At 69.1% G+C, this 26,857-nt stretch carries 24 protein-coding genes; 21 read left to right on the top strand and 3 right to left on the bottom strand.

What is annotated here, in order from left to right:
- The first annotated feature begins 508 nt into the window (after positions 1–508).
- The 17 genes from mraZ (at position 509) to lpxC (ending at position 20,272) form a co-directional block, all read left to right on the top strand.
- Complete coding sequence (mraZ, locus tag ACOQOP_RS01875) at positions 509–976, top strand: division/cell wall cluster transcriptional repressor MraZ (RefSeq protein ID WP_420564619.1); 468 nt, start codon at positions 509–511, stop codon at positions 974–976.
- A complete protein-coding gene (gene rsmH / locus ACOQOP_RS01870) occupies positions 973–1,959 on the top strand; it encodes a 16S rRNA (cytosine(1402)-N(4))-methyltransferase RsmH (protein ID WP_420564618.1) in 987 nt (328 codons plus the stop codon). Before mraZ ends, rsmH begins: the two co-directional genes overlap by 4 nt.
- Positions 1,959–2,369 carry a cell division protein FtsL gene (ftsL, locus tag ACOQOP_RS01865; protein ID WP_420564617.1) on the top strand — a complete coding sequence of 137 codons (411 nt, stop codon included), beginning with the start codon at positions 1,959–1,961 and terminating at the stop codon, positions 2,367–2,369. The genes rsmH and ftsL overlap by 1 nt, the downstream gene beginning before the upstream one ends.
- Positions 2,366–4,078 carry a peptidoglycan D,D-transpeptidase FtsI family protein gene (locus tag ACOQOP_RS01860; protein ID WP_420564616.1) on the top strand — a complete coding sequence of 571 codons (1,713 nt, stop codon included), beginning with the start codon at positions 2,366–2,368 and terminating at the stop codon, positions 4,076–4,078. Before ftsL ends, ACOQOP_RS01860 begins: the two co-directional genes overlap by 4 nt.
- Positions 4,065–5,528 carry a UDP-N-acetylmuramoyl-L-alanyl-D-glutamate--2,6-diaminopimelate ligase gene (locus ACOQOP_RS01855; protein WP_420564615.1) on the top strand — a complete coding sequence of 488 codons (1,464 nt, stop codon included), beginning with the start codon at positions 4,065–4,067 and terminating at the stop codon, positions 5,526–5,528. Before ACOQOP_RS01860 ends, ACOQOP_RS01855 begins: the two co-directional genes overlap by 14 nt.
- Positions 5,525–6,943 carry a UDP-N-acetylmuramoyl-tripeptide--D-alanyl-D-alanine ligase gene (locus ACOQOP_RS01850; RefSeq protein WP_420564614.1) on the top strand — a complete coding sequence of 473 codons (1,419 nt, stop codon included), beginning with the start codon at positions 5,525–5,527 and terminating at the stop codon, positions 6,941–6,943. The genes ACOQOP_RS01855 and ACOQOP_RS01850 overlap by 4 nt, the downstream gene beginning before the upstream one ends.
- Positions 6,944–6,946: 3 nt before the next feature.
- Positions 6,947–8,035, top strand: coding sequence for a phospho-N-acetylmuramoyl-pentapeptide-transferase (gene mraY, locus ACOQOP_RS01845; RefSeq protein ID WP_420564613.1), 1,089 nt, complete (start codon positions 6,947–6,949; stop codon positions 8,033–8,035).
- 4 nt (positions 8,036–8,039) lie between these two features.
- The gene (gene murD / locus ACOQOP_RS01840; RefSeq protein WP_420564612.1) at positions 8,040–9,455 is read left to right on the top strand and encodes a UDP-N-acetylmuramoyl-L-alanine--D-glutamate ligase; all 1,416 of its coding nucleotides are present in this window, start codon (positions 8,040–8,042) and stop codon (positions 9,453–9,455) included.
- Positions 9,452–10,579, top strand: coding sequence for an FtsW/RodA/SpoVE family cell cycle protein (locus ACOQOP_RS01835; protein WP_420564611.1), 1,128 nt, complete (start codon positions 9,452–9,454; stop codon positions 10,577–10,579). Before murD ends, ACOQOP_RS01835 begins: the two co-directional genes overlap by 4 nt.
- Positions 10,576–11,739: an undecaprenyldiphospho-muramoylpentapeptide beta-N-acetylglucosaminyltransferase gene (murG, locus tag ACOQOP_RS01830; protein ID WP_420564610.1), complete on the top strand. Its 1,164-nt coding sequence runs from the start codon at positions 10,576–10,578 to the stop codon at positions 11,737–11,739. The genes ACOQOP_RS01835 and murG overlap by 4 nt, the downstream gene beginning before the upstream one ends.
- Positions 11,736–13,232, top strand: coding sequence for a UDP-N-acetylmuramate--L-alanine ligase (murC, locus tag ACOQOP_RS01825; protein WP_420564609.1), 1,497 nt, complete (start codon positions 11,736–11,738; stop codon positions 13,230–13,232). The genes murG and murC overlap by 4 nt, the downstream gene beginning before the upstream one ends.
- A gap of 32 nt (positions 13,233–13,264) precedes the next feature.
- Complete coding sequence (murB, locus tag ACOQOP_RS01820) at positions 13,265–14,182, top strand: UDP-N-acetylmuramate dehydrogenase (RefSeq protein ID WP_420564608.1); 918 nt, start codon at positions 13,265–13,267, stop codon at positions 14,180–14,182.
- Positions 14,179–15,099, top strand: a complete 921-nt coding sequence (locus ACOQOP_RS01815) for a D-alanine--D-alanine ligase (RefSeq protein ID WP_420564607.1) — start codon at positions 14,179–14,181, stop codon at positions 15,097–15,099. Before murB ends, ACOQOP_RS01815 begins: the two co-directional genes overlap by 4 nt.
- Positions 15,087–15,965 carry a cell division protein FtsQ/DivIB gene (locus tag ACOQOP_RS01810; protein ID WP_420564606.1) on the top strand — a complete coding sequence of 293 codons (879 nt, stop codon included), beginning with the start codon at positions 15,087–15,089 and terminating at the stop codon, positions 15,963–15,965. The genes ACOQOP_RS01815 and ACOQOP_RS01810 overlap by 13 nt, the downstream gene beginning before the upstream one ends.
- A gap of 19 nt (positions 15,966–15,984) precedes the next feature.
- Positions 15,985–17,280, top strand: coding sequence for a cell division protein FtsA (gene ftsA, locus ACOQOP_RS01805; RefSeq protein WP_420564605.1), 1,296 nt, complete (start codon positions 15,985–15,987; stop codon positions 17,278–17,280).
- A gap of 228 nt (positions 17,281–17,508) precedes the next feature.
- A complete protein-coding gene (ftsZ, locus tag ACOQOP_RS01800; protein WP_420564604.1) occupies positions 17,509–19,173 on the top strand; it encodes a cell division protein FtsZ in 1,665 nt (554 codons plus the stop codon).
- 169 nt (positions 19,174–19,342) lie between these two features.
- Complete coding sequence (lpxC, locus tag ACOQOP_RS01795; protein ID WP_420564603.1) at positions 19,343–20,272, top strand: UDP-3-O-acyl-N-acetylglucosamine deacetylase; 930 nt, start codon at positions 19,343–19,345, stop codon at positions 20,270–20,272.
- Positions 20,273–20,279: 7 nt separating this feature from the next.
- Here lpxC and ACOQOP_RS01790 read toward each other — a convergent pair whose 3' ends face one another.
- From ACOQOP_RS01790 to ACOQOP_RS01780, 3 genes are all read right to left on the bottom strand, one after another.
- On the bottom strand, positions 20,280–21,098 hold the full coding sequence (locus tag ACOQOP_RS01790; RefSeq protein WP_420564602.1) for an alpha/beta fold hydrolase: 819 nt from the start codon (positions 21,096–21,098) through the stop codon (positions 20,280–20,282).
- A 122-nt stretch (positions 21,099–21,220) separates the two neighbouring features.
- Positions 21,221–21,658 (bottom strand): host attachment protein, encoded by a 438-nt coding sequence (locus ACOQOP_RS01785; RefSeq protein WP_420564601.1) that lies wholly within the window; start codon positions 21,656–21,658, stop codon positions 21,221–21,223.
- 169 nt (positions 21,659–21,827) lie between these two features.
- Positions 21,828–22,730, bottom strand: a complete 903-nt coding sequence (locus ACOQOP_RS01780) for a branched-chain amino acid aminotransferase (RefSeq protein WP_420564600.1) — start codon at positions 22,728–22,730, stop codon at positions 21,828–21,830.
- 126 nt (positions 22,731–22,856) lie between these two features.
- Here ACOQOP_RS01780 and ACOQOP_RS01775 point away from each other — a divergent pair, with 126 nt between their 5' ends.
- The 4 genes from ACOQOP_RS01775 to ACOQOP_RS01760 all read left to right on the top strand — a co-directional run bounded on the left by ACOQOP_RS01775 (position 22,857) and on the right by ACOQOP_RS01760 (position 26,840).
- Positions 22,857–23,414, top strand: a complete 558-nt coding sequence (locus ACOQOP_RS01775; RefSeq protein WP_420564599.1) for a MarR family winged helix-turn-helix transcriptional regulator — start codon at positions 22,857–22,859, stop codon at positions 23,412–23,414.
- A gap of 4 nt (positions 23,415–23,418) precedes the next feature.
- Positions 23,419–24,132 carry a response regulator gene (locus ACOQOP_RS01770; RefSeq protein ID WP_420564598.1) on the top strand — a complete coding sequence of 238 codons (714 nt, stop codon included), beginning with the start codon at positions 23,419–23,421 and terminating at the stop codon, positions 24,130–24,132.
- Between the two features lie 96 nt (positions 24,133–24,228).
- Positions 24,229–25,935 (top strand): SulP family inorganic anion transporter, encoded by a 1,707-nt coding sequence (locus ACOQOP_RS01765; protein ID WP_420564597.1) that lies wholly within the window; start codon positions 24,229–24,231, stop codon positions 25,933–25,935.
- Positions 25,932–26,840, top strand: a complete 909-nt coding sequence (locus ACOQOP_RS01760) for an amidohydrolase family protein (RefSeq protein WP_420564596.1) — start codon at positions 25,932–25,934, stop codon at positions 26,838–26,840. Before ACOQOP_RS01765 ends, ACOQOP_RS01760 begins: the two co-directional genes overlap by 4 nt.
- Positions 26,841–26,857: the final 17 nt, after the last annotated feature.

The following is a 26,857-nucleotide window of genomic DNA, read 5'->3' as shown; positions in this document are numbered from 1 at the left end:
TTCCCCGGAGGCATCTCTATAGAGGTGGGTCTTTTGGGCTCCCATCCGATCTATATGGGGTCATCCTATCGTGCGACTGAACCGTCGCCTCCTCCCAGCTCTGTCCCGTGCCATCCCATTTCGCGCCTGCCGCGCCCGATCAGGGTTATGCTCGGAGCAAATAGGAACATTTCATGAACAATATTCGTGAAACGTCCTTTTACGGCGCCGAAAGCCTCTGCTTTCTCGCCGAACGGTTTTTCTTTGATCCACAGAACGAACGCCCGGCCGGTCCCGGAAAACGCCTGTAATACCCAAAGAATGCGGGTCAGTTCCCATTGACCCCCATGTTAGCCCATGATATCCCATCACATCCCATGAATGACGGTGGGCAGACCACGTCTGCCGTCACTCACCGGCCCGATCCGTATCGGGGGACACGCTCGGAACCGGTCACGGGAACAAGGAGGTCGAGGCCGCAAGGTCGTAGGGGAATAACGACGGATCACACCGGCACGCGAGGGCACGGGTGGCGGTTTTTCTGTCCACATTCGCGAACAGGATCGACAAGAAGGGCCGGGTCTCGGTTCCTGCGACGTTCCGTGCCGCCCTCGAACAGGAAAGCTCCAGCGGCGTCATTCTCTACCCGTCCTTCAAGCATCCCTGCCTGGAAGGCTGCGGCGACGAGCGGATAGAGCAGATCGCCGAATCCATCGACGCGCTCGACGCCTTCTCCGAGGAAGCCGAAAATCTTCAGACCATCCTGGCGGACAGCGTGCGCCTGACCATCGACGGCGACGGCCGCATCATGCTGCCCAAGGACCTGGCCGACTTCGCCGGCATGGGCGAGACCGCGATGTTCGTCGGCCTCGGCAAGAGCTTCCAGGTGTGGGAGCCCGCCGCGTTCGAGGCGCACCGCAACGCCGCCCGCCAGCGCGCCCGCGACAAGGGTGCGACCCTGCGCATCGTGAAACCGAACGATGGGGGCGGGCGATGACCGGCTCCCTCCACATCTCCGTCCTGCTGGCCGAGGTCGTGACTGCCCTCGCTCCCAAGGCCGGCGAATGCCATCTCGACGGCACTTTCGGGGTCGGCGGCTATACCCGCGCGATCCTGGAGGCCGCCGACTGCACCGTTCTCGCCGTGGATCGCGACCCCGATGCGATCGCCCGCGCCCGCACCCTGGCGCAGGAGTTCGGCAGCCCGAACGGCAGCCGGCTGATCCCCCTGCACGGCCGGTTCGGCGAGATGGACGGCCTGGCCCGCGCGGCCGGATACCCGAAGGTCGATGGCATCGCCCTCGACCTCGGCGTCTCCTCGCCCCAGCTCGACGAGGCCGAACGCGGCTTCTCCTTCCGCTTCGACGGCCCGCTGGACATGCGCATGGAGCGCAATGGTCCGACGGCGGCCGACGTGGTGAACGAGGCGAGCGAGAAGGAGCTGGCCGACATCATCTTCCATCTGGGCGAAGAGCGGTATGCCCGCCGCGTCGCCAAGGCGATCGTCAGGGCACGGACGACGACGCCCATCCGGCGGACCGGCGAGCTTGCCGAGCTGGTCCGCCGGGTGGTGCCGTCCGCCCCCGACCGTGGGATCGACCCCGCCACCCGCACCTTCCAGGCCCTGCGCATCCACGTGAACAAGGAGCTGGAAGAGCTCGACCAGGGTCTCGACGCCGCCGAGCGGCTGCTCGCCCCGGGCGGTCGGCTGGCCGTGGTGTCCTTCCACTCGCTGGAGGACCGGCGGGTGAAGACCTTCCTGCGCAAGCGCTCCGGCCGCACCGCCAACCCGTCGCGCCACACCCCCGACGCCATCGCCGGCAAGCGCGCCGAGCGCCAGCCGACCTTCACCCTGACCAGCACGCGCCCGATCGCCCCCTCCGAGGAGGAGATCGCCCGCAACCCCCGCGCCCGGTCCGCTCGTCTGCGGGTCGGTCACCGCACGGATGCCCCGGCCTGGACCGGGCAGGAGGCAGCGTGATGCGTCGCGTAACGATCCTTTGGTTCCTCGTCGCCGCCTGCCTGGGCGTCGCCCTGTTCCTGGTGAAATACGAGGTCCAGGACCGCGAAGAGAAGCTCGCCGCCCTGCATCGCGAGATCCTGGCCAATCAGGAGGCGGTGCATGTGCTCGAGGCCGAATGGTCCTACCTGAACCGGCCGAGCAACCTGGAGGCGATGGTCCGTCGCCATCTCGACCTGGTGCCGCTGGACACCACCCGCCTCGGCCAGATCGAGCAGTTGCCGATCCGCCTGCCCTCGCTGCTGGACGACGCCGGGACGATGAGCGCCGGCCTGCAGGACGCCGCGGCCACCACCGACACCCTGCCGGCCTTCGCGCCCCCTGCCCCCATGCCCCGCCCAATCACCATCTCCGCGAAGGTGCGCCGATGACCGACTTCCCCCAGATCAGAACGGGTAAGTCGGTTCGCCTGGAGGGCGTCACCAAGCAAGCGTTGGAGATCGGTCGGAACCGTCTGATTCTCGCCGGCTGCCTGCTGACCCTGGCCTTCACCGCCGTCGCCGGTCGGGTCGTCGAACTCTCCGCCCTGCGCGACCACAACGAACCGACGGTGCCGACCGCCGCCGCCGATGCGGCCCTGCAGACCGGCCGGGCCGACATCGTCGATCGTAACGGCCTGCTGGTCGCCACCTCCCTACGCACCCCGTCGCTCTACGCCGACCCGACCGAGGTGCTGGACGCCGCCCGGGCCGCGCGCCGGCTGACCACTGTGCTGACCGATCTGCCGGTCGCCGAAGTGGAAGCGAAACTGCGCGCGAATCGCCGGTTCGTCTGGCTGAAGCGCAGCTTGACCCCGCACGAGCAGTACCGGGTCAACGCGCTGGGTATCCCCGGCCTGCATTTCATGGACGAGTGGAAGCGGATCTACCCGCAGAGCTCGCTGATGGCCCATGTGGTGGGCTTCACCGATATCGACGACCGCGGCATCTCCGGCGTGGAGCGGTCCTTCGACGAGGTCCTGCGCGACGGCCGCGAACCGCTGCACCTGTCCATCGACCTGCGCATCCAGCATATCGTGCGCCAGGAACTGGCCCACCAGATCAGCATCTTCGAGGCGATCGGCGGTACCGGCGTCGTGCTCGACGTGAACACTGGCGAGACCGTCGCCATGGTGTCGCTGCCCGATTTCGATCCGAACATGGCCGCCGAAATGAGCGAGGACCAGCGTTTCAACCGCGCGACCCTCGGCGTCTACGAGATGGGCTCGACCTTCAAGATCTTTAACACCGCCATGGCGCTCGATGCCGGGACGGTGACGCTGAGCGACGGCTACGACGCCACCAAGCCGATCAAGATCGCCCGTTTCACCATCAACGACTTCCACGGCGAGAACCGCTGGCTCTCTGTCGCCGAGATCTTCAAGTACTCGTCCAATATCGGCTCGGTGAAGATGGCGATGGATGTCGGCACCGAGCGCCAGAAGGAGTTCATGGGCCGCATGGGCATGCTGGAGCCGATGTCGCTCGAGCTTCCCGAGCGGGGGTATCCGCTGGTGCCGTCCCCGTGGCGGCCGATCAACACCATGACGATTTCCTTTGGTCATGGCCTGTCCGTCAGTCCGATGCACCTCGCCGCCGGCGTGGCAACTGTGGTCAATGGTGGCATCAAGCGGCCGACCACCCTGCTGAAGACCAACGGCCGGGTGCTGGGCGAGGAGGTGCTGAAGCCGTCCACCTCGCAGGCCATGCGCAAGCTGATGCGTCTGGTGGTCATGGACGGTACCGGCCGCAACGCCGACGCCGAGGGATATCTGGTCGGCGGCAAGACGGGCACGGCGGAAAAGGCCGGTGGCGGTCGCGGTTACGCCCGCAAATCCCTGCTCTCTTCCTTCGTCGCCGCCTTCCCGGTGAACGACCCGAAATACGTCGTTCTGGTCATGGTGGACGAGCCGAAGGGCCAGAAGTTCAGCCATGGCTATGCCACCGGCGGCTGGGTCGCGGCTCCGGCCGTCAAGCGCATCGTCGAACGGGCCGCCCCCCTCCTTGGTGTGGCGCCGGTCGACATGGATGCGCCCGAGATTCGCCGCGATCTGCTGGTCGATTTGCCTGATGCTGGAGGTAAACGACTTGCGTCTTTCTGATCTCATCAACGCCCAGAGCGCCGCGCCTGCGGTCGCGGTTTCCGGAGACCCGGAAATCCTCGGCCTGACCGCCGACAGCCGCGAGGTGCGCCCGGGCTTCCTGTTCGCCGCCCTACCCGGCTCCAAGCTGGACGGCCGCGCCTATATCGCCGACGCGGTCGCCAAGGGTGCCGCCGCCATCCTGACGACGCCGGACATCGCCGAGTGCGCGGTCGGGCTGGTGCGCGACGCCGATCCGCGCCGCCGTCTGGCCCGCATGGCCGCCCGCTTCTATGGCCCGCAGCCGGAGACCGTGGTGGCCGTGACCGGGACCAACGGCAAGACCTCGGTCGCCGAGTTCACCCGGCAGATCTGGAACAAGGCCGGCTATTCGGCCGCGTCCATCGGCACCCTCGGCCTCACCGTCGACGGCGAGACCACCGGGCCGAGCCTGACCACGCCGGATCCGGTCCGCCTGCATCAGGTGCTGCACGACCTGGCCGATGTAAGCGTCGACCACGCCGCCCTGGAGGCCTCGAGCCACGGGCTGGACCAGGCGCGGCTGGACGGGGTGGAGGTCAAGGCCGCCGCCTTCACCAACCTGACCCGCGACCATCTCGACTATCACGGCGACATGGACGCCTACCGCACCGCCAAGCTCGGCCTGTTCGACCGGGTGATGGCGCCGGGCGGCACCGCCGTGCTGAACATGGATTCGCCGGAGTTCGACAAGTTCCGCGAGGCGGCCGAGCGCCGCCGCCACCGGGTGCTTTCCTACGGCATGCGCCCAGGTGCGGAGCTGCGGATCGTCGAGCGCCGCCCCCGTCCGACCGGCCAGGAGCTGGAGATCGCCGTCGGCGGCCGCTCCCATCTGGTCGAGTTGGCGCTGATTGGCGACTTCCAGGCCTGGAACGCGCTCGCCGCCCTCGGTCTCGCGATTGGTAGCGGGACGCCGATGCAGCTCGCCCTGGAGGCCCTGCCGCATCTGACCGGCGTGCGCGGCCGCATGGAACGGGTCGCGGTGCTGGAGAACGGCGCCGCGATCTATGTGGACTACGCGCACACCTCCGACGCCCTAGAGACTGTGCTGAAGGCGGTCCGCCCCCATACCGATGGGCAACTCTGGTGTGTGTTCGGCTGCGGCGGCGACCGCGATCCGGGCAAGCGCCCGATGATGGGCTGTGCCGTCGCCAAATACGCCGACCGGCCGGTGGTCACGGACGACAATCCACGCTCCGAGGATCCGGCCGCGATCCGTGCCGCCACCATGGCTTCCTGCAAGGGCGGGGTGGAAATCGGCGACCGCCGCACGGCGATCCACGAGACGATTGCCCAGCTCGGGCCGGGCGACGTGCTGGTGATCGCCGGCAAGGGCCACGAACAGGGCCAGGAGATCAAGGGTGTGAAGCACCCGTTCGACGACGCCACCGTGGCGCGCGAGGCGATCGCCGCCCGGGCAGGTGCCGCATGACCGTGCTGTGGACCCGCGACGCCGCCGTCGAGGCGACCCAGGGCCAGGCCATCGGGCCGGACTGGACCGCCACCGGCGTGACCATCGACAGCCGCAAGGTCGCCGCCGGTGACCTCTTCGTCGCCCTGCCCGGCGAGCGGGTGGACGGCCACGACTATGTCGCCGCCGCGCTGAAGGCCGGAGCGGCCGCCGCGCTCGTCGCTCGCGTGCCGCAGGGACTGGAGAACGCGCCACTGCTGGTGGTGAGCGACGTGCTGGAGGGGCTGGAGGATCTGGGCCGCGCCGCTCGTGGCCGCTCCCACGCCCGGATCGTCGCGGTGACCGGCAGCGTCGGCAAGACCGGCACCAAGGAAATGCTGGCCGCCTGCCTGTCCGCGCTGGGCAAGACGGTGGCTACAGCCGGCAACCTGAACAACCATATCGGCGCGCCGCTGTCGCTGGCCCGACTGCCGCAGGACTGCGACTTCGCGGTGTTCGAGCTTGGCATGAACCACGCGAACGAGATCCGGCCGCTGACCCGGCTGGTGGCTCCGCACGCCACGATCATCACCAATGTCGAGCCGGTGCATATCGAGTTCTTCGATGGCATCGACGGCATCGCGGACGCCAAGGCCGAGATCCTGGAGGGTCTGGAGCCCGGCGGCGTCGCCGTGCTCAACGCCGACAACGGCAGCTTCGGCCGGCTCCGTGCCCGCGCCCGGACGCTGGGCGTCGACCGGATCGTCACCTTCGGCCAGGGCGCCACCTGCGACGTGCGCGGCGTCGCCATCGAGCCCGCCGCAGACGGGACAAAGGTCACCGCCGCCGTCGCCGGCACCGAGATGACCTGGACGGTCGGCGGCATCGGCGAGCACTGGGGCTTCAACAGCCTGGGCGTCGTCGCGATCCTCCACGCCCTGAAGCTCGACATCGCACCCTGCCTGGAGCGTCTGGCGACCGTCTCCGCCATGCGCGGCCGCGGCGGGCAGATCACGCTCGGCACCGCCGATGGCGGCACCGCCCTGCTGATCGATGAGAGCTACAACGCCAGCCCGCCGGCCGTGCGGGCGGCCCTGTCGGTCTTCGCCGGCACCCCGGCCAACCGCCGGATCCTGGTGCTGGGCGACATGCGGGAACTGGGCGACACCGCCCCGTCGGCCCATGCCGGGCTGAAGGACGCGGTCGAGGCCGCCCGGCCCGACGCGATCTATCTCTGCGGCGATGCCATGGCCCATCTGCGCGACGCGCTGGGCCGGGATCGCGTGACCCTGTGGACCGAAGCCGCCGACGGCCTGGCCGAGGCGGTCTCGGGCAATGTGAAGGATGGCGACGTGGTGCTCATCAAAGGTTCGCTCGCGATGGGCATGAAGGCGATCGTCACGGCGCTTGAGGCGGCAGGAGCCCCTGCCCCGCGCGTCCAGGCCGGGGGGCGCTGAGCCATGCTGTACAACCTCCTCGCGCCCTTCGCCGACCAGTTCCAGGCCTTCAACCTGTTCCGCTATCTGACGTTCCGCACCGGCGGGGCGACGATGACGGCGCTGTTCATCGCCTTCGTGATGGGACCGGCGGTGATCCGATGGCTGAAGAGCCGTCAGGCCGACGGCCAGCCGATCCGCGAGGACGGCCCGGAAAGCCACCTTCTGACCAAGAAGGGCACGCCGACCATGGGCGGCCTGCTGATCCTGATCGCGCTGGTGGTCTCCACCCTGCTCTGGGCCAACCTGTCGAACCTCTACGTCTGGGCGACCCTGATGGTGACCCTGGGCTTCGGCGCGATCGGCTTCTCCGACGACTGGCTGAAGCTGACCAAGAAGAACACCAAGGGCCTTCCGGGCAAGCTGAAGCTCGCCTTCCAGATCGCCATCGCGACGGCGGCGGCGCTGGCCATCACCTCGACCTTCGACGAACCGCTGACCTTCAGCCTGGCGGTGCCCTTCTTCAAGGACCTGCTGCTGAACCTGAGCTGGTTCTTCATCCCCTTCGCCGTGTTCGTAATGATCGGCGCCTCGAATGCGGTGAACCTGACCGACGGGCTCGACGGCCTGGCGATCGTGCCGGTGATGATCGCCGGCGGGGTGTTCGCGCTGATCTCCTACCTGGTCGGCAACGCGGTCTTCGCGAACTACCTGCAGATCCACCACGTGCCGGGCACCGGCGAGCTGGCGGTCGTCTGCGGCGCGCTGATCGGCGCCGGCCTCGGCTTCCTGTGGTTCAACGCCCCGCCGGCCATGGTGTTCATGGGCGACACGGGCTCGCTGTCCCTGGGCGGCGCGCTCGGCACCATCAGCGTCATCACCAAGCACGAGCTGGTGCTGGCCATCGTCGGCGGCCTGTTCGTGCTGGAGACGGTCTCGGTGATCGTCCAGGTCGCCTCGTTCAAGCTGACCGGCAAGCGCGTGTTCCGCATGGCGCCCCTGCATCACCACTTCGAGAAGAAGGGCTGGCAGGAGCCGACCATCGTCATCCGGTTCTGGATCATCGCCATCATCCTGGCGCTGGTCGGCCTCTCCACGCTGAAGCTGAGGTAGCGCCATGGTGAGCCTCGACTTCGCGAAAGACAGGACCTATGCCGTCATGGGCCTCGGCAAATCCGGGGCGGCGGCGGCGCGCGCGCTGGCCCGGGCCGGTGCGACCGTTCTTGCCTGGGACGATACAGAGGCCGGCCGCAGCCATGTCAGGGGCATGGCCGGAGTCGAACTGGTCGATCTGGCCGCCCGCGGCCTCGCCGAGGTCGATGCCCTGATCCTGTCGCCGGGCATCCCGCACACCTTCCCCGAGCCGCATCCGGTGGCGGCCGACGCCAAGGCGCGCGACCTGTCGATCATCGGCGATGTCGAGCTGCTGCTGCGCGCCATGCCGGACCGCCGTGTCGTCGCCATCACCGGCACCAACGGCAAGTCGACCACCACCGCCCTGATCGGCCACATCCTGGCCGAGGCCGGGCTGAACGTGGAAGTGGGCGGCAACCTGGGCCGCCCGGCGCTGGAGTTCGAGGATCCGGGCCGCGACGGCGTGCTGGTCCTGGAACTCAGCTCCTACCAGCTCGAGCTCACCCCGTCCCTGGCGCCGACCGTGGCGGTCTGGCTGAACATCACGCCCGACCATATCGAGCGGCACGGCACCCTGGCCGGCTACATCGCCGCCAAGCGCCGGATCTTCGCCCACCAGTCCCCCGGATCTGTCGCCGTCGTCGGCGTCGATGACGAGCCGTCCCACGAGGTGGCCGAGAAGCTGCGCCGTGACGGCGCCCGCCTGATCGAGATCTCCGGCCACGAGCAGGTCGTCGGCGGCCTCTATGCCGATCACGGCGTGCTGATCGACGCCCGCACCGGCCAGCCGCGCCGGATGCTGGAGCTCGACCGCGCCCCGGCCCTGCCCGGCGTGCACAACGCCCAGAACGCCGCCGCCGCCGCTGCCGCCTGCCTGGCGCTCGGCCTGAACCGCGACGTCATCGCCCAAGCGATCACCACCTTCCCCGGCCTCGCCCACCGTCAGGAGCGGGTCGCGGTGTCGGGCGGCGTGACCTATGTGAACGACAGCAAGGCCACCAACGCCGACGCCGCCGCCCGGGCGCTGGCCTGCTACGACCCGATCTACTGGATCGCCGGGGGCCGGGCCAAGGAAGGCGGGGTGGAGCCGCTGGCGCCGCTGTTCGGCCGGGTCAAGCGCGCCTACCTGATCGGCGAGAGTGCCGGCACCTTCGTACGCCAGATCGGCGACGCCTGCCCGACCGTGCTGTGCCGCACCCTGGACAGCGCGGTGCGCCAGGCCCATGCCGACGCCCAGGCGGACGGCATCCGCGGCGCGACCGTGCTGCTGTCCCCGGCCGCCGCCAGCTTCGACCAGTTCCCGAATTTCGAGGTCCGCGGCCAGCAGTTCAGCGCCCTGGTGCACGAACTGACAGGCAACGGCGACGATGGCGCCTCGGCGCAGCGGAGGGCCTCATGAGCGCCATCGCCCGCACCGACCGTTCCGTTCTCGGCCGCTGGTGGTGGACCGTCGACCGCTGGACGGTCGGCGCCATCCTGCTGATCGTACTGATCGGCTCGCTGCTGATCCTGGCCGCCAGCCCGGCCGTGGCCGAGCGCATCGGCGTCGACAGCTTCTACTTCGTGCGCCGCCAGTTCCTGATCCTGCCGGTCGCCGTGGCCGTGATGATCGCCGTGTCCATGCTCTCGCCGCAGCAGGTCCGGCGCCTCGCCACCGTGGGCCTCGCCGGCACCATCGTGCTGCTTGCCCTGGTCCCGGTGATCGGCACCGAGATCAAGGGCGCGGTGCGCTGGATCAGCGTCGGCGGTTTCTCCCTGCAGCCCAGCGAGTTCGCGAAGCCCTTCATGGCCGTGGTCACCGCCTGGATGTTCGCCGAGTGGCGCCGCGACCCGGCCTTCCCCGGTCATTTCATCGCGATGGGCCTGTATGCTCTGCTGGTCGCGCTGATGCTGTCGCAGCCGGATTTCGGCATGACGGTGATGATCAGCGCCATCTGGTTCGGCCAGTTCTTCCTGGCCGGCCTGCCGATGATCTTCGTCGGCGCGCTGGCCTGCCTCGGCGCGGTCGGCGCGGTCGGCGCCTATCTGGTCTTCCCGCACGTCGCCAGCCGCGTGCACCGTTTCCTCGACCCGGCCTCGGGCGACACCTATCAGGTGGACCGCTCCCTGGAGGCCTTCGTGAACGGCGGCCTGCTGGGCACCGGCCCGGGCGAAGGCACGGTGAAGGCCTACCTGCCCGACGCCCATGCGGACTTCATCTTCTCGGTCGCGGGCGAGGAGTTCGGCGGGCTCGCCTGCCTGCTGATCATCACGCTCTATGCGTTCGTGGTGCTGCGCGGCTACGCCAAGCTGCTGTCGGAGACCAGCCTGTTCGTGCTGATCGCCGCCGCCGGCCTGCTGACCCAGATCGCCCTGCAGGCGCTGATCCACATGGCCTCGGCCGTCAGCCTGATGCCGGCCAAGGGCATGACCCTGCCGTTCATCAGCTACGGCGGCTCCTCGCTGATCGCGCTGGCCTTCGCCATGGGCATGGCGCTGGCGCTGACCCGCCGTCGCGGCACCGACCGGGAGGTGCTGGCATGACCAAGCAGCGCCCTATCGTTCTCGCCTCCGGCGGCACCGGCGGCCATGTCTTCCCGGCCAAGGCGCTCGCCGAGCTGCTGGCCGCCCGCGGCCACCGCGTCGCCCTGATCACCGACACCCGGGGCAGCGCCTTCGACGACGCGTCCGCGGGCATCGAGGTGCACAAGATCCGCGCCGGCGGCATCGCCGGCCGCGGCTTCGTGCCCAAGCTCAAGGGTGCGGCCAAGCTGCTGCTAGGCTGGTTCGATGCGCGCCGCCTGATGGGCGAGCTGCAGCCGGCCGCCGTGGTCGGCTTCGGTGGCTATGCCAGCGTACCCACGGTGCTCGCCGCCGGCGGACGCGGCATCCCGGTGGTGCTGCACGAGCAGAACGCGGTGATCGGCCGCGCCAACCGTCTGCTGGCCAAGCAGGCCTCGGCCATCGCCACCTGCTTCGAGCGGGTCGAGAAGATCCCGGCCGGCGACCGCCGCAAGGTCGTGCTGGTCGGCAACCCGGTACGCGAGGCGGTGAAGGCCGTGCGCGACATGGCGCCGGCGCCGCTGACCGAGAACGGTCCGCGCGAGATCCTGGTCACCGGCGGCAGCCAGGGGGCGACCGTCTTCGCCGAGCTGATCCCGGCCGCCATCGCCCTGCTGCCCGATAGCCTGCGCGCCCGGCTGCGCGTCGCCCAACAGGCCCGGCCGGCCGAGGTCGACGACGTCATCGCCGCCTACCAGGCCATGGGCGTCACCGCCGATGTGCGCCGATTCTTCGACGACATGCCCGAGCGCCTGCGCGCGGCACACCTGCTGATCTGCCGGTCCGGCGCCTCCACGGTGGCCGAGAACACGGTCGCCGGACGCCCGGCTTTGCTGGTTCCGTACCCCAGCGCCATCGACGATCACCAGACCGCAAACGCCCGCGCCATCGAGGACGCGGACGGCGCCTTGGTTCTGCCGCAAGCCGATCTTACGCCCGCGCATCTCGCTGAGTTGCTCACCGATCTGCTCGACGACACCGACCGGCTGTCCGCCATGACCGCTGCCGCCCGCGCCTATGGCCGGCCGAACGCAGTGGAAGATCTGGCGGCCCTGGTGCTGTCGACCGCCGGCATGGTCGAGACCGCCGCAACCGGTGCTGCCGCCACACAAGCCCCCGCGACCCGGAGTGCCGCCGCATGAGAACCATCCCCCTCACCATCGGCACCCTGCATTTCGCCGGCATCGGCGGCATCGGCATGAGCGGCATCGCCGAGATCCTGCACAACCTGGGCTACCAGGTGCAGGGCAGCGACATCGCCGAGAATCCGAACGTCAAACGGCTGAAGCAGCTCGGCATCCCGGTCTTCATCGGCCAGGCCGCAGAGAACGTCGCCGAGGCCGCCATCGTCGTCATCTCGACCGCAATCAAGCCGGACAATCCGGAGCTGATCGCGGCCCGCGAGCGGATGATCCCCGTGGTCCACCGGGCGGAGATGCTGGGCGAACTGATGCGCCTGAAATGGTCGATCGCGGTCGCCGGCACCCACGGCAAGACCACGACCACCTCCCTGGTCTCCGCCGTGCTGGACGGCGGCGGCCTCGACCCGACCGTGATCAACGGCGGCATCATCAACGCGTACGGCACCAACGCCCGCCTCGGCGAGAGCGACTGGATGGTGGTGGAGAGCGACGAGAGCGACGGCAGCTTCGTGAAGCTGCCGGCAACCATCGCCGTGGTCACCAACATCGACCCGGAGCACCTGGACTTCCACGGCTCCTTCGAGAACCTGCAGCGGGCGTTCGAGAGCTTCGTCCAGAACATCCCGTTCTACGGTTTCGCGGCCATGTGCCTGGATCATCCCACGGTGCAGGCGCTGATCCCGCGGGTGTCCGACCGGCGCATCGTGACCTACGGCTTCGGCCCGCAGGCCGATATCCGCGGCGTCGACGTGGACATCACCGCCGCCGGCTCGCGCTTCACTGCGATCATCACCGACCGCGCCCATGGCGAGACCCGGCGGATCGAGAACCTGCTGCTGCCGATGTACGGCCGTCACAACGTCCAGAACGCGCTGGCCGCCATCGCCGTGGCCGCAGAGATGGGCATCCCGGACGAGCGGGTTCGCACCGCGCTGGAGGGCTTTTCCGGCGTGAAGCGCCGCTTCACCAAGACCGGCGAGGCCGGCGGCATCACGGTGATCGACGATTACGGCCACCACCCGGTCGAGATCGCCGCCGTGCTCTCCGCCGCGCGCGCCGCCGCCGGGGACAGCCGCGTGGTCGCCGTGGTCCAGCCGCACCGCTATACCCGCCTGCGCGACCTGTTCGAGGATTTCTGCTCCTGCTTCAACGACGCCGACGCGGTGATCGTGGCCGACGTCTATGCCGCCGGAGAGGCGCCGATCGACGGCATCGGCCGCGACGCCCTGGTCGCCGGTCTGCGGTCGCGCGGCCACCGCCGGGTGATGGCGCTTACCGATCCGGTGGAGCTCGCCGCCATGGCGGTCGACCTCTGCGGCAAGGGCGACATGGTCGTCTGCCTTGGTGCGGGCAGCATCACCAACTGGGCCCAGGCGCTGCCGGGTCAGATCGCCCACATCCTCGGCCCCGACGCCGCCGCCGAAGAGCCGACCGGCGCCGACCCGCTGCCCTTCCCGCTGCGCCGTCCGTCCGGCGAAGGGGGTGCGGCGTGATCACCCTGGCGAAACCACCGCGGCGAACCGCCATGACCAAACTCATCGACCGTCTGCCCGAGCTGCGCGGCGAGTACCGCGAGGACGCCCCGCTCGCCCCGCTGACCTGGTTCAAGGTCGGCGGTCCGGCGGAGATCCTGTACCGCCCGGCGGACGAGGCCGACCTGATGGATTTCCTCGCGGGCAAGCCGGGCGACGTGCCGGTGACGGTGATCGGCGTCGGTTCCAACCTCCTGGTGCGCTCCGGCGGGCTGGACGGCGTGGTGATCCGCATGGGCAAGCCCTTCGCGAACATCAGCATCGACGGCGAGCGGGTGACCGCCGGGGCCGCCGCCCTGGATGTGACCGTCGCCGCGACCGCCCAGAAGGCCGGGCTGACCGGCCTGGAGTTCCTGTCCGGCATCCCCGGCTCCATCGGCGGTGCGCTGCGCATGAATGCCGGCGCCTATGGCAGCGAGGTGCGCGACGCGCTGATCTCGGCCCGCGTGGTGGATCCGCTCGGCCATCCGCACACGCTGACCGCCGACGACATGGGCCTGTCCTATCGCCACAGCGACCTGCCCGAGGATTGGATCGTCACCCGGGCCACCTTCCGCGCCACGCCCGGGGACCCGGAGACCATCGCCCAGACCATGCGCGACATCCGCGACGCCCGCGAGGACACCCAGCCGCGCCGGGTGCGCACCGGCGGCTCGACCTTCGCCAATCCCGAGGGCGGCAAGGCCTGGAAGCTGATCGACGAGGCCGGCTGCCGCGGGCTGCGGATCGGCGACGCCATGGTGTCGGAACTGCACTGCAACTTCCTGCTCAACATGGGCGACGCCACCGCCGAGGAGATCGAAGCGCTGGGCGAGGAAGTGCGCCGCCGGGTCAAGGAGACCAGCGGTGTCGAGCTGCGCTGGGAGATCCGCCGCATCGGCAAGCCGATCCAGACCGGAGAGCAGGCATGAGCCGCGCCGACACCCATGTCGCCGTCCTGAAGGGCGGCTGGTCGCCGGAGCGCGAGGTCTCGCTCTCCTCGGGCCGGGAATGCGCCAAGGCGCTGCGCCAGGCCGGGTTCAAGGTGACCGAGGTCGATGTCGACCGCGCCATCGCCGGCAAGCTGGAGGCGATGCACCCCGACGTGTGCTTCAACGCCCTGCACGGCCCGGTTGGCGAGGACGGGACCATTCAGGGCGTGCTGAACGTGCTCGGTATCCCCTACACCCATTCCGGCGTGCGCGCCTCGGCAGTGGCGATGGACAAGCCGACGGCGAAGGACGTGTTCTCCCGCCTCGGTCTGCGCTGCCCCGGCGGCAAGGTGGTCACCCTCGACGCGTTCGAGGCCGGCCACCCGATGGAACCGCCTTACGTGATCAAGCCGATCGACCAGGGGTCCAGCGTCGGCGTGCATATCGTCAGGGAAGGCGACAACTACCGCCCGACCGGCGAGGACTGGACCTTCGGGGACCGGGTGCTGGTGGAGCCGTTCATCGACGGCCGCGAGCTGACCGTCGCCGTGCTCGACGGCAAACCGCTGGAGGTCACCGAGATCACCTCCTCGCGCGGCTTCTACGACTACGAGGCCAAATATGCCCCCGGCGGGTCGATCCACCTGCTGCCCGCCCCTGTCCCCGCGTCGATCCGCACGGAGGCGCTGGAGATGGCGCGCCGCGCCCACGAGGCGCTGGGCTGCCGCGGGGTGAGCCGCTGCGACTTCCGCTACGACGACACCAAGTCGGATCCGGGAACCCTGTACCTGCTGGAGATCAACACCCAGCCGGGCATGACCCCGACCTCCCTGGTGCCCGAACAGGCCGCCTTCCGCGGCATCTCCTTCCCGGAACTGGTTGCCCGCATGGTGGAGGGGGCCCAATGCGACTACTGAACCCCCTCTCCGGCTCGAAGAAGGCCCCGACCAAGGCCAAGCGCGGCAAGGCGACCCCCCGTCGCCACCGCCCGGCTCCGGCCTGGCGCGGCCATCTGCTGCGCTTCGGTGCCGCGGCCGCGGTGATCGTCGGCGCCGGCAGTGCGATCGGCTGGACCATCCAGTCCGGCCACCTCATCAAGGCCTGGTCGAACGTCACGACCGGCGTGCTGCAGGTGACCGCCGATGCCGGGCTGGCCATCGACGACGTGCTGGTCTCCGGCCGCGAGAACACCAATCCGGCCGCCCTGCTGGAGCAGGTGGGCGTGCAGCGCGGCACGCCGATCCTCGCCATAGACCTGGCGGAGATGCGCGACCGGGTCATCGACCTGCCCTGGGTGAAGGACGCCCGGATCGAGCGGCGCCTGCCCGACACCCTGCATGTGACGCTGGTGGAGCGCCGGCCGCTGGCCCTGTGGCAGCGCGGCCGCGACTTCACCCTGGTGGATCAGGACGGCGTGGCGATCGACGGCCAGGATGTCCGCCGCTTCCACGACCTGCCCATCGTCATCGGTGACGAGGCCCCGAAGCGTGCCGCCAGCGCCCTGGCCATGCTGTCGAGCGAGCCGGACCTGCTGCAGCGGGTGCGCGCCCTGACCTGGGTCAGCGGTCGGCGTTGGACGATCCGGCTGAACAACGGAATGGACGTGGAACTGCCCGAGGTCGATCCGGCCGGCGCCTGGACCCACCTGGCCAGCCTGGCGCGCGAGCACGGCGTGCTGGAGCGCGACGTGGTGACCATCGACCTGCGCATCCCCGACCAACTGATCATGCGGGTGACCCCGGCCGCGCGCGAGCGCGCCCAGTCCCCCGGCGAAAACACCTGACGAGAAGAAGGACACGACGGTGAGAAAGCCCCTGGGCAAAGCACGAAGCGGACTGGTCGCCGCCCTCGACATCGGGTCGAGCAAGGTGTGCTGTTTCGTGGCCAAGATCGGCGATCCCTCGTCGAACCCGCTGCTGGCGGGCGCCGGGCTGCCGTCGGGCTCGATCCGGGTCGCCGGCATCGGCCATCAGGTCAGCCGCGGCGTGAAGGCCGGGCGGATCACCGATGTCGACCAGTTGGAAGCCTCGATCCTGAACGCCGTGCACGCGGCGGAGAAGATGGCCGGCGCCGAGCTGCGCTCGGTGCTGGTGAACATCTCCGGCGGCTGGCCCGCCTCCCAGACCGTGGGCGTGGAAGTCTCCGTCGCCGGGCACGAGGTCGGCGACAGCGACCTGCGCCGGGTGCTGGACCAGTGGCGCCACCTGGAGGACCTGGAAGGCCAGGACCTGATCCATTCCATCCCGGTCGGCTTCACCATCGATGGCACCAACGGCATCCGCGACCCGCGTGGCATGTTCGGCGAGACCCTGGGCGCCCACATGCATGTGGTCACCGCCAACAGCGGTGCCGTGCGCACCCTCTCCACCGTGCTGGAGCGCTGCCACCTGGACATGGACGCGCTGGTGGTGTCGCCCTATGCGTCCGGCCTGTCCTGCCTGGTCGACGACGAGATGGACCTGGGCGTGACCGTCATCGACATGGGCGGCGGCACCACCAGCTTCGCCGTCTTCTTCGACGGCAACGTGGTCTATACCGACTGCATCCCGGTCGGCGGCCACCACGTCACCAACGACATCGCCCGTGGCTTCTCCACCCCGATCCTGGCGGCCGAGCGGATCAAGACGCTGTACGGCAGCGCCCTGCCCTCCCCGCTCGACGATCAGGAGACGATCGACGTCCCGCCGATCGGCGAGGAGGACCACGTCCAACCCAACCACGTCTCCAAGTCGCTGCTGGTCGGCATCATCCGACCGCGCCTTGAGGAGACTTTCGAGCTTGTCCGTTCCCGCCTGGAAGCCAGCGGGTTCGACAAGATCGCCGGCCGGCGCGTCGTGCTGACCGGCGGCGCCAGCCAGCTGCCGGGCGCGCGTGAGCTCGCCCAGCTCATCCTCGACAAGCAGGTCCGCATGGGCCGGCCGATCCGCGTCCAGGGCCTCGCCGAGGCTGCGGGCGGACCGGCCTTCTCGACCTGCGCCGGGCTGCTGGTCTACGCCGCCAACCCCCACCTCGACGCCCCGCGGACGGCCCCCGCCCCGCAAACCGAGTCCGCCGGCCTGTTCGGCCGCATGGGCTCGTGGCTGAAGGAGCATTTCTGATGCGCGACCGACTCTCGCACTCTCCCGCACCCGCCCGTTCCATCACCGTCCAGCCCTCGGTCGGTGCCCACGGCTCCTGCTGGCGCCGTCAGGCGACGAGCGTCGTTTCGCGCGACCCGCACCACTCCCCCGCCGCCAACGCTCCTGGCGACGGACCGACACGAGACCCCAGCGGCGACGGCCGTTCCCCCCACCAAGATCAAAATTGACGTGACCCCGGAGGCTCCCATGACCATCAACATCACCGTCCCGAACGAAGACAACGAACTGGCTCCGAACATCACCGTCGTTGGTGTCGGCGGCGCCGGCTGTAACGCCGTCAACAACATGATCAGCGCCAATCTCGGCGGCGTGAACTTCATCTCGACCAATACCGACGCCCAGGCCCTGAAGCAGTCCATGGCCGAGCGCCGGATCCAGCTCGGTGCCGAAGTCACCCAGGGCCTCGGCGCCGGCTCCCGTCCGGATGTCGGCCGGGCCGCGGCCGAAGAGTCGATCGAGGAGATCCTCGACGCCCTCGGCGGCGCCAACATGTGCTTCATCACCGCCGGCATGGGCGGCGGCACCGGCACGGGTGCCGCTCCGGTCATCGCCCGGGCGGCGCGCGAGCGCGGCATCCTGACCGTCGGCGTGGTCACCAAGCCGTTCCACTTCGAAGGCCAGCACCGCATGCGCCTGGCCGAAGGCGGTATCGAGGAGCTGACCAGCTACGTCGACACTCTGATCATCATCCCGAACCAGAACCTGTTCCGGATCGCCAATGAGAAGACGACCTTCGCGGACGCCTTCAACATGGCCGACGACGTGCTGCACTCCGGTGTGCGTGGCGTCACCGACCTGATGGTCATGCCGGGCCTGATCAACCTCGACTTCGCCGACATCCGCACGGTGATGAGCGAGATGGGCAAGGCGATGATGGGCACCGGCGAGGCCAGCGGCGAGAAGCGCGCCATCGACGCCGCCGAGGCCGCGATCAACAACCCGCTCCTGGAAGACGCCTCCATGAAGGGGGCCAAGGGTGTGCTGATCAACATCACCGGCGGCTTCGACATGACCCTGTTCGAGGTCGACGAGGCGGCGAACCGCATCCGCGAGGAAGTGGACAGCGACGCCAACATCATCTTCGGCTCGACCTTCGACGAGAAGATGGAAGGCGTGATGCGGGTCTCCGTGGTCGCCACCGGCATCGCCGCCGAGGGCCAGGTCGCCAAGCCGCGCCCGCAGCTCTCGGTCGTCACCCCGCGTCCGGTCAAGCACCCTGAGCCGGAGCCTGTTCCGGAGACGGCGATCCGTGCCGAGGCGGCCCCGGCCGCCGTCGCCCCGCTGACCCCGGCCCCGAAGCCGGCGGCGGCCATGTCCACCCTGGACATCACCCGCCAGGCCGAGAGCGGCATCGGCGAGCTGTCCTTCCCGGACGCCGATGACTTCGCCGAGGTCGTGGCCCTGGACGACCAGGCCGAGACGTCCGAGACGCCGGTCCGCGAGGACGAGGCCGAGATCTTCGACGCCGCGGCCCCGGCCGTGGCCAAGGTGGCCTCCGACGCCTTCGTGCCGTCGGCCTCCACGGTGCCCCAGCGGCGCCCGGACATGACGCCGAAGGCGGCCGATCCGTTCCGCGGCAGCGACATGGTCAATGCCAGCCGAGCGGAACCCGCCGAGTCGCCGAAATCCCGCGGCGCGGGCCTGTTCCGGCAGATCACCGGCCTCGGTCTGAAGAGCGACAAGCCGGCGGAAGCCCCCGCCCCGCAGCCGCAGCAGGCCCAGCGCCCGGCTCCGGCCGCTGCCGCCCAGCCGCGCCTCGGCGCACTCAACCCGGGCGATCGGGTTCGGGCCAGCCAGAACGAGGACGAGATGCTCGACATCCCGGCCTTCCTGCGCCGGCAGGCCAATTGAGCATCGCCTTGTAACTCATTGATACGGAACTGTAATTTCGGTAACAGTCTGTAACAAAGAGTGAATTTCGCGACCCCGGTTGGATTGCTACATCTACCGGGGTCGCTTTTTTCCGTCTCGGATATTGAGTAGACCCCGAACATGGAATGATTGAGGCTCGACAGTGACCATGGCGACACGAATTCCAGGATACGCCGCAGCGTCCCGACAAAAGACGCTCAAGCGGGCCATCCCGTGTCGCGGTGTCGGCCTCCACTCGGGCAAGCCGATCACCATGCGGCTCTGCCCCGCCCCGGTGAACCACGGGATCGTGTTCCGCCGCACCGATGTGACCGACCGCAACCCGGTGATCGCCGCCCGCTATGACAATGTGGTCGACACCAAGCTCTGCACCGTCATCGCCAATGAGGACGATGTGCGCGTCGGCACGGTCGAGCACCTGATGGCCGCCTTCGCCGGCTGCGAGATCGACAACGCCCTGGTCGAGATCGACGGGCCCGAGGTGGCGATCATGGACGGCTCGTCGGAGCCCTTCGTGTTCCTCATCGACTGCGCCGGCATCGCCGAGCAGGACGCCCCGCGCCGCGCCATTGAGATCCGCAAGCCGGTGACCGTCGACATGGACGGCAAGCGCGTGACGCTCAGCCCGGCCGACAGCTATGCCATCGATTTCGAGATCGACTTCGCCAGCAAGGCGATCGGTCAGGCCTCGCTCGGCGTCGAGCTGGTCAACGGCACCTTCCGCCATGAGATCGCCCAGGCCCGGACCTTCGGCTTCCTGCATGAGGTCGAGTACCTGCAGGCCAACGGCCTAGCCCGCGGCGGCAGCCTGGACAACGCGGTGGTGGTCGACGGCGACACCGTCCTGAACGAGGGCGGCCTGCGCTTCAAGGACGAGTTCGTGCGCCACAAGGTGCTGGACTGCGTCGGTGACCTTTATCTCGCCGGCGCGCCGCTGATCGGCCATGTGGATGCGGTTAAGGCCGGCCACCAGATCAACAACGCGGCCCTGCGCGCGCTGTTCGCCGATCCGAGCGCCTATGCGATCGTCGATTACGACGACGTCTACGCGGACGAGGCGTTGCCGGCCACCGCCTGAACCGCCTTCAGCCTTCCGCCTCCCAATCCGCCAGGAACGCCGCCAGCGCCTCGCCGCACGCGTGACCGTGCGAGAACGGCAGCCCGTGGCGGGCATGGGGGAAGATCTGCAGACGCGCGTTCGGCAGGCGGCCGTGCAGGTCCGCCACCAGGGACGCCGAGACGAAGGGGCTTGAATCCCCATGCAGCAGCAGGACCGGCAGGTCCAGCTCGGCCACCTTTTCCTTCAGGTCCAGGTTCTGCAGCTCGCGCAGGATGCGGATGACCGACTCGCCGGTGGTGGTCGCCTGGCGGTTCAGATACCACTCGGCCATCGGGGCGGTGATGCCGCCCGGACGGAACCGGTGCGGCATCATCTCCGCGGCCCAGCCCGCCATGCCGACCTCGTCGATCTGGCGTTCCCACCAGTCCACGCTGGCAATGGACGAGCCCACATGGGCGGTCGTCACCGCGGTCAGGGTCAGCAGACGCTCCGGCGCGGTCAACCCGGCCAGCAGGGCGACCGTGCCGCCATAGGACTCGCCGACCAGATGGAACCGCTCGGCCCCGACCGCGTCGGCCAGAGCGAGGATGTCGCGCACCCGGGCCTCGGGGCTCCAGTCCTTGTCCGGCCCGTCGGCTGCCGACTCGCCGCAGCCATACATGTCGAACAGGACGACGCGGTGGGTGTTGACCAGGGACGGCAGCCAGTCGCGCCACATCTGCCGGTCCATGGCGACCCCGTGGTGGAACAGGATGGTGCGCTGCGGCCTCGTCCGCCAGGGGGCGGCGATGTCGATGACGTCGTAGACGATGCGTCGGTTCTCGGTCTCAAGAACCTGTCCCATGCCGATCATAGGCGGCCGCGCTCCCTCTCTCTGCGTCCCTCACCGGGGATCTTGGGAGGCAGCTTGGGCAGCCGCACCGGCCCTGTCCACCCGTCAAAGGCGCCAGGGCCACACCCAGCGACTCAGGCGGCCTTGATGACCTTCTCCACCTGGTCGACCGGCATGGAGGTCAGGTCCTTGTCGATCTCGCCCACCAGCCGGCGGGAGACCTCGCCATGGTATTTCGGGCGGATCGTGCCGAGGGTCTTGGGATCGGCGCAGACCAGCAGTTCGGAGAACCGGTTCTTCAGCGCCCAGGTCTTCAGCCGGTCGGCTACATCGCCGGCGAAGTTGGCCTTCTCCAGGGCATGCCAGTCGGTCTGCTCGACCGCGCTGCGTCCAAGGCCGGCATCGGGCATGCGTCCGGGCTTCTCGGTGCCCTGGTCATGGGTCGGCGGGTTCTCGATCTCATCGTGCTCCACCACCCTCAGGTCGAGGATCTCCGCATCGCCCTGGTTGCGCAGCAGCAGATACTTCTCGCCGTCGAGAACCATCACCCAGGTTCCATGAGATAGTTTCATAGCCGTCTCGCTCCCGTTGCTGGTTCGCTCGGGCCGCCGGCGGCAGCCCGGCATATACTGGGCAACGCACCACCCCCGCCCATCGTTCCGGCGCCATCGGCCCGAAACGAAAACGGCCGCCCGAAGGCGGCCGCATCGTTGCTCATGTGAGCAGGGAAGCAGGAGAGGCCTACTCGGCCGCCTGCGCCGCCGCACCCGGCCGGCGCACCAGGGCGTCGTAATCCTCAACCATGTGGCGGGTCAGTTCGCCCGGGGTGAAGGTGTACTCGGCGACCGAGCCCACCGGGGTCACCTCGGCGGCGGTGCCGGTCAGGAAGCACTCCTCCGCGTCGGCCATCTCTTCCGGCTTGATGTGCCGCTCGACCACCTCGACGCCGCGCGCCTTCAGCAGGTCGATGACGGTGCGGCGGGTGATGCCGTTCAGGAAGCAGTCCGGGGTCGGGGTGTGGACCCGGCCGTCCTTCATCACGAAGAACACGTTGGCGCCGGTCGCCTCGGCCACATAGCCGCGGTAGTCCAGCATCATCGCGTCGTGGAAGCCGTCCTTCTCCGCCCGGTGCTTGGACAGGGTGCAGATCATGTACAGGCCGGCCGCCTTGGCGTGGACCGGGGCGGTCTCCGGCGCCGGGCGGCGCCACTTGGACAGGGCCAGGCGGATGCCCTTCATCTTGGCTTCCGGATCGAAGTAGGACGGCCACTCCCAGGCCGCGACCGCCAGATGAATGGTGTTCTGCTGGGCAGACACACCCATCATCTCACTGCCGCGCCAGGCGACCGGCCGGATATAGCCGTCGACGATGCCCATCGAATCCAGCACCGCGCGTTTCGCGGTCTCGATCTCGGCGGCCGAGAACGGAATCTCGAAGTCCAGGGTGCCAGCGGACTTGATCAGCCGGGCCGTATGCTCCTCGGACTTGAAGATGTTGCCGGCATAAACGCGTTCGCCCTCGAAGACGGAACTGGCATAATGCAGCCCGTGAGTAAGCACGTGCACGGAGGCTTCGCGCCACGGAACCAGCTGGCCGTCGAACCAGATGGACCCATCGCGATCATCGAATGGAATCAAGGACATGGTATCGTTTCCTACCTGAAGCCGAAGGGTTTCCGCCGTTACAAACCATCGCGAAGCCCAACGGTCGTGTACTATTGTTACCCTTATCAGGCCGAACGACTAACATTCGGAAGAAAGTAAGTCAACATGGTTGACGTAAAAAGCGTCGCGAATCCGTTATTCCTGCGCGAGGAGGAGCTCCGCCAGGCAATCGAGATGCTGTTCTTCGCCTACCGGGACTTCACCGGCGGTCCGGACGAGATGCTGGCGGAGATCGGACTGGGCCGGGCGCATCACCGGGTGATCTATTTCGTCGGCCGCAATCCGGGCATCACCGTGTCCGAGCTGCTGAAGATCCTGCGCATCACCAAGCAGAGCCTGAGCCGGGTGCTGAGTCACCTGGTGGAGGAGGAGTTCATCACCCAGACCCCGGGCGAGCGCGACCGCCGCCAGCGGCTGCTGACCCTGACCCAGAAGGGTGTCGAGCTGGAGCGCCGGCTGACCGCCGATCAGCGCGAGCGAATCGCCGACGCCTTCCGCAAGGCCGGGGCCGACGCGGTCCAGGGGTTCAAGTTGGTGCTGCACGGCATCATCGACGCGCCGGACCGCGAGCGGTTCGACGTTTCCGGCGGCCCGACCCACGTGCCGGTCGCCCGGGTCGGCAACAAGATGGCGGGTGCCAAGATCGCCGGCGGCAAGCGCTAGGCCGGTGCGCGAGGAAGCCCCTCATATCCTGGCGGTCGACGACGACGCCCGCCTGCGCAACCTCCTCCGCCGCTTTCTCATGGAGAACGGCTTCCGGGTCTCCGTCGCCGCCGATGCGGCCGCCGCCCGCGCCCATCTACAGAACCTGGTCTTCGACCTGATCGTCCTGGACGTGATGATGCCGGGGGAGAACGGCGTGGAACTGACCCGCGCCCTGCGGGCGGAATCCCAGGTGCCGATCCTGCTCCTCACCGCCATGGGGGAGAGTGGCGATCGGATCGCCGGGTTGGAGAGCGGTGCCGACGACTACCTGACCAAGCCGTTCGAACCGCGGGAACTGGTGCTGCGCATCCGCACGATCCTGCGGCGGGCCTCGCCCCCGCCGCCACCGGCAGTCGCGGCCCCGATGGCGGGCGGAGAGATCCTGTTCGGCGAGTTCAGGTTCGACCCCGTCCGCAACATGCTGTGGCGCGGCGAGGAGCCGGTGCGGTTGACCGAGTCCGAGGGCGCCCTGCTCGCGGTCTTCGCCGCCTCTCCCGGCACCGTGTTCAGCCGCGAGGACCTGGCCGAGGGCGAGGCCCCGGACAGCGGCGGCAACGCGCGCAGCATCGACGTGCAGATCACCCGCCTGCGCCGCAAGATCGAGCCGGATCCGAAATTCCCGCGCTTCCTGCAGACCGTGCGTGGCCGAGGCTATGTGCTGAGGCCGGACAGCTGACCGCGACATAGAGACCGGCCATCGGCGCCGCCATTGCGCCGACGGGAACGGGGGGTCAGACTGACGTTTCCCTTCCTTTCGAATCCGGTCGATCCCATGACCGCAGGCACCCAGCACGCCCCGATACCGGCCGCTCCCAGCACCGTGGAGCTGTTCACCCCAAAGTTGGTCACCGTCTTCCGTGAGGGCTATGGCGCTGCCCAGCTGCGCCGCGACGCCATCGCCGGGCTCACGGTCGCCATCGTGGCCCTGCCCCTGTCCATGGCGATCGCCATCGCCTCGGGCGCCACCCCGGCCCAGGGGCTCTATACCGCCATCGTCGGCGGCTTCCTGGTCTCCGCCCTCGGCGGCAGCCGGTTCCAGATCGGCGGGCCGGCCGGCGCCTTCATCGTGCTGGTCGCCGCCACCGTCCAGGCCCACGGCATGGACGGCACGATCCTGGCGACCCTGATGGCCGGGGTGATCCTGGCGCTGATCGGCGTGCTGCGGCTCGGCACCTTCATCAAGTTCATCCCCTACCCGGTCACGGTCGGCTTCACCGCCGGGATCGCCGTCATCATCTTCGCCAGCCAGATCCGGCCCCTGCTCGGCCTCACCCTGCCCGGCAGCGAGCCCGGCCCGTTGGCGGAAAAACTGCCCGCACTGGCCGGCGCCATCGGCACGGCGGACGCCGCCGCCATCGCCCTGTCGCTCGGCACCGTCGCGGTGATCGTCGCGCTGAAGCGGCTGCGGCCGGACTGGCCGGGCATGCTGATTGCCGTGGCGGGATCGGCACTCGCCACCGCGCTTTTCGGCCTGCCGGTGGAGACCATCGGCAGCGTGTTCGGCGGCATCCCCCAGAGCTTCCCGATGCCGTCCCTGCCGGAGATTTCCCTGGAGAAGGCGCAGGCCGTGCTGCCCGCCGCCATCGCCTTCGCCCTGCTCGGCTCGATCGAGTCCCTGCTCTCCGCCGTGGTCGCCGACGGCATGACCGGCCGGCGCCACCGCTCCAACTGCGAACTGGTGGCCCAGGGGGTCGCCAATATGGGCTCGGCCCTGTTCGGCGGGATCTGCGTGACCGGCACCATCGCCCGCACTGCCACCAACGTGCGGGCCGGCGCCCACGGGCCGGTGTCGGGGATGCTGCACGCGGTCTTCCTGCTCGCCTTCGTGCTGATCGCCGCCCCGCTGGCCAGCGACATTCCGCTGGCGGCCCTCGCCGGGGTGCTCGCCTTCGTCGCCTGGAACATGGTGGAGAAGCACGCCTTCCTCACCCTGCTGCGGGCGTCGCGCGGCGACGCCGCGGTCCTGCTAGCGACCTTCGGGTTGACGATCTTCCGCGACCTGACCGAGGCCATCGTCGTCGGCTTCGCGCTGGGTTCGGTGCTGTTCATCCATCGTATGTCGAAAGTGACCGCGGTGGAGAGTGCCGTGCCCTTCGTCGCCGAGGACGAGCGCGACGACCGCCCGGATTATGAGGAGACCGCCGCCGACCGCGACACCGTGGTCTACCGGATCAGCGGCGCCTTCTTCTTCGGGGCGGCCGCCTCCATCGGCTCCGTGCTCGACCGGATCGCCGACAGCCACCGCCGCCTGATCGTCGACCTCGCCGGCGTGCCGTTCATCGACAGCACCGCCGCCAACACCATCGAGAGCCTCGTGGCCCGGGCGAAGCGCAACGGGGTGGAGATCGTGCTGACCGGCGCCTCGGCCGATATCCGCCGGGCGCTGGCGGTCCACGGCATCGCCGCCCCGGCGGTGACCATGGCGCCGACCATCGAGGCCGCCCTTGCCCGCCCGCTGACCGGAAAGGCCGAACCATGACCGACGACGACCTGCCGATCATCGACGCCCATCACCATTTCTGGAAGCTGGGCAGCGGCCACCATCCGTGGCTGGAAGGCGACCATGACATTCCATTCCGCTACGGCGACTACAGCGCCCTGAAGCGCGACTATCTGGTCGAGGATTTCCGCCGCGACCACGGCCGCCACAAGGTGGTGAAGTCGGTGCATATGGAGGCGGAGTGGGACCCGGCCGACCCGGTGGGCGAGACCCGCTGGCTGCACGACCTGCACGACCGCACCGGCTGGCCCCACGCGGTGATCGGCCAAGCCTGGTTCGCCCGCGACGACATCGCCGAGGTGCTGGCCGGGCATAGCGCCTTTCCCCTGATCCGGTCGATCCGCCAGAAGCCGGCCGCCGCCCCCTCGGCGCAGGCCTTCGTGGCCGGCGCGCCGGGCTCCATGGCCGACCCTGATTTCCGGCGCGGCTACGCCCTGATGCCGCGGTTCGGGCTGCATTACGACCTGCAGACGCCCTGGTGGCATCTGGGGGAGGCGGCGGAGCTGGCCCGGGACTTCCCGGACACGCTGATCATCCTCAACCACACCGGCCTGCCTGCCGACCGCTCGGCCGAGGGGATCGCGGGCTGGCGCGAAGGCATGGAGCGCTTCGCCGCCCAGCCGAACACAGCGGTGAAGATCTCCGGCATCGGCGTGCCCGGCCAGCGCTGGACGCCGGAGCTGCAGGGCGATGTGGTGCGCGACACCCTGCAAATCTTTGGACCCGATCGCTGCATGGCGGCGAGCAACTTCCCGGTGGACAGCCTCTGCGCCAGCTATGACGAGATCTTCACCGGGCTGAAGGCGATCACCGCCGACATGCCGGAGGCCGACCGCAGGGCGTTCTTCCACGACAACGCCCTGCGGATCTACCGGCCGGTCTGAGCCGCCTTCAGTTCAGG

It is taken from the genome of Thalassobaculum sp. (assembly GCF_965223715.1).
Lineage (GTDB): Bacteria > Pseudomonadota > Alphaproteobacteria > Thalassobaculales > Thalassobaculaceae > Thalassobaculum.
Note: the sequence above shows the minus strand (reverse complement) of the source record. Positions and strands in the feature narration are given on the sequence as shown.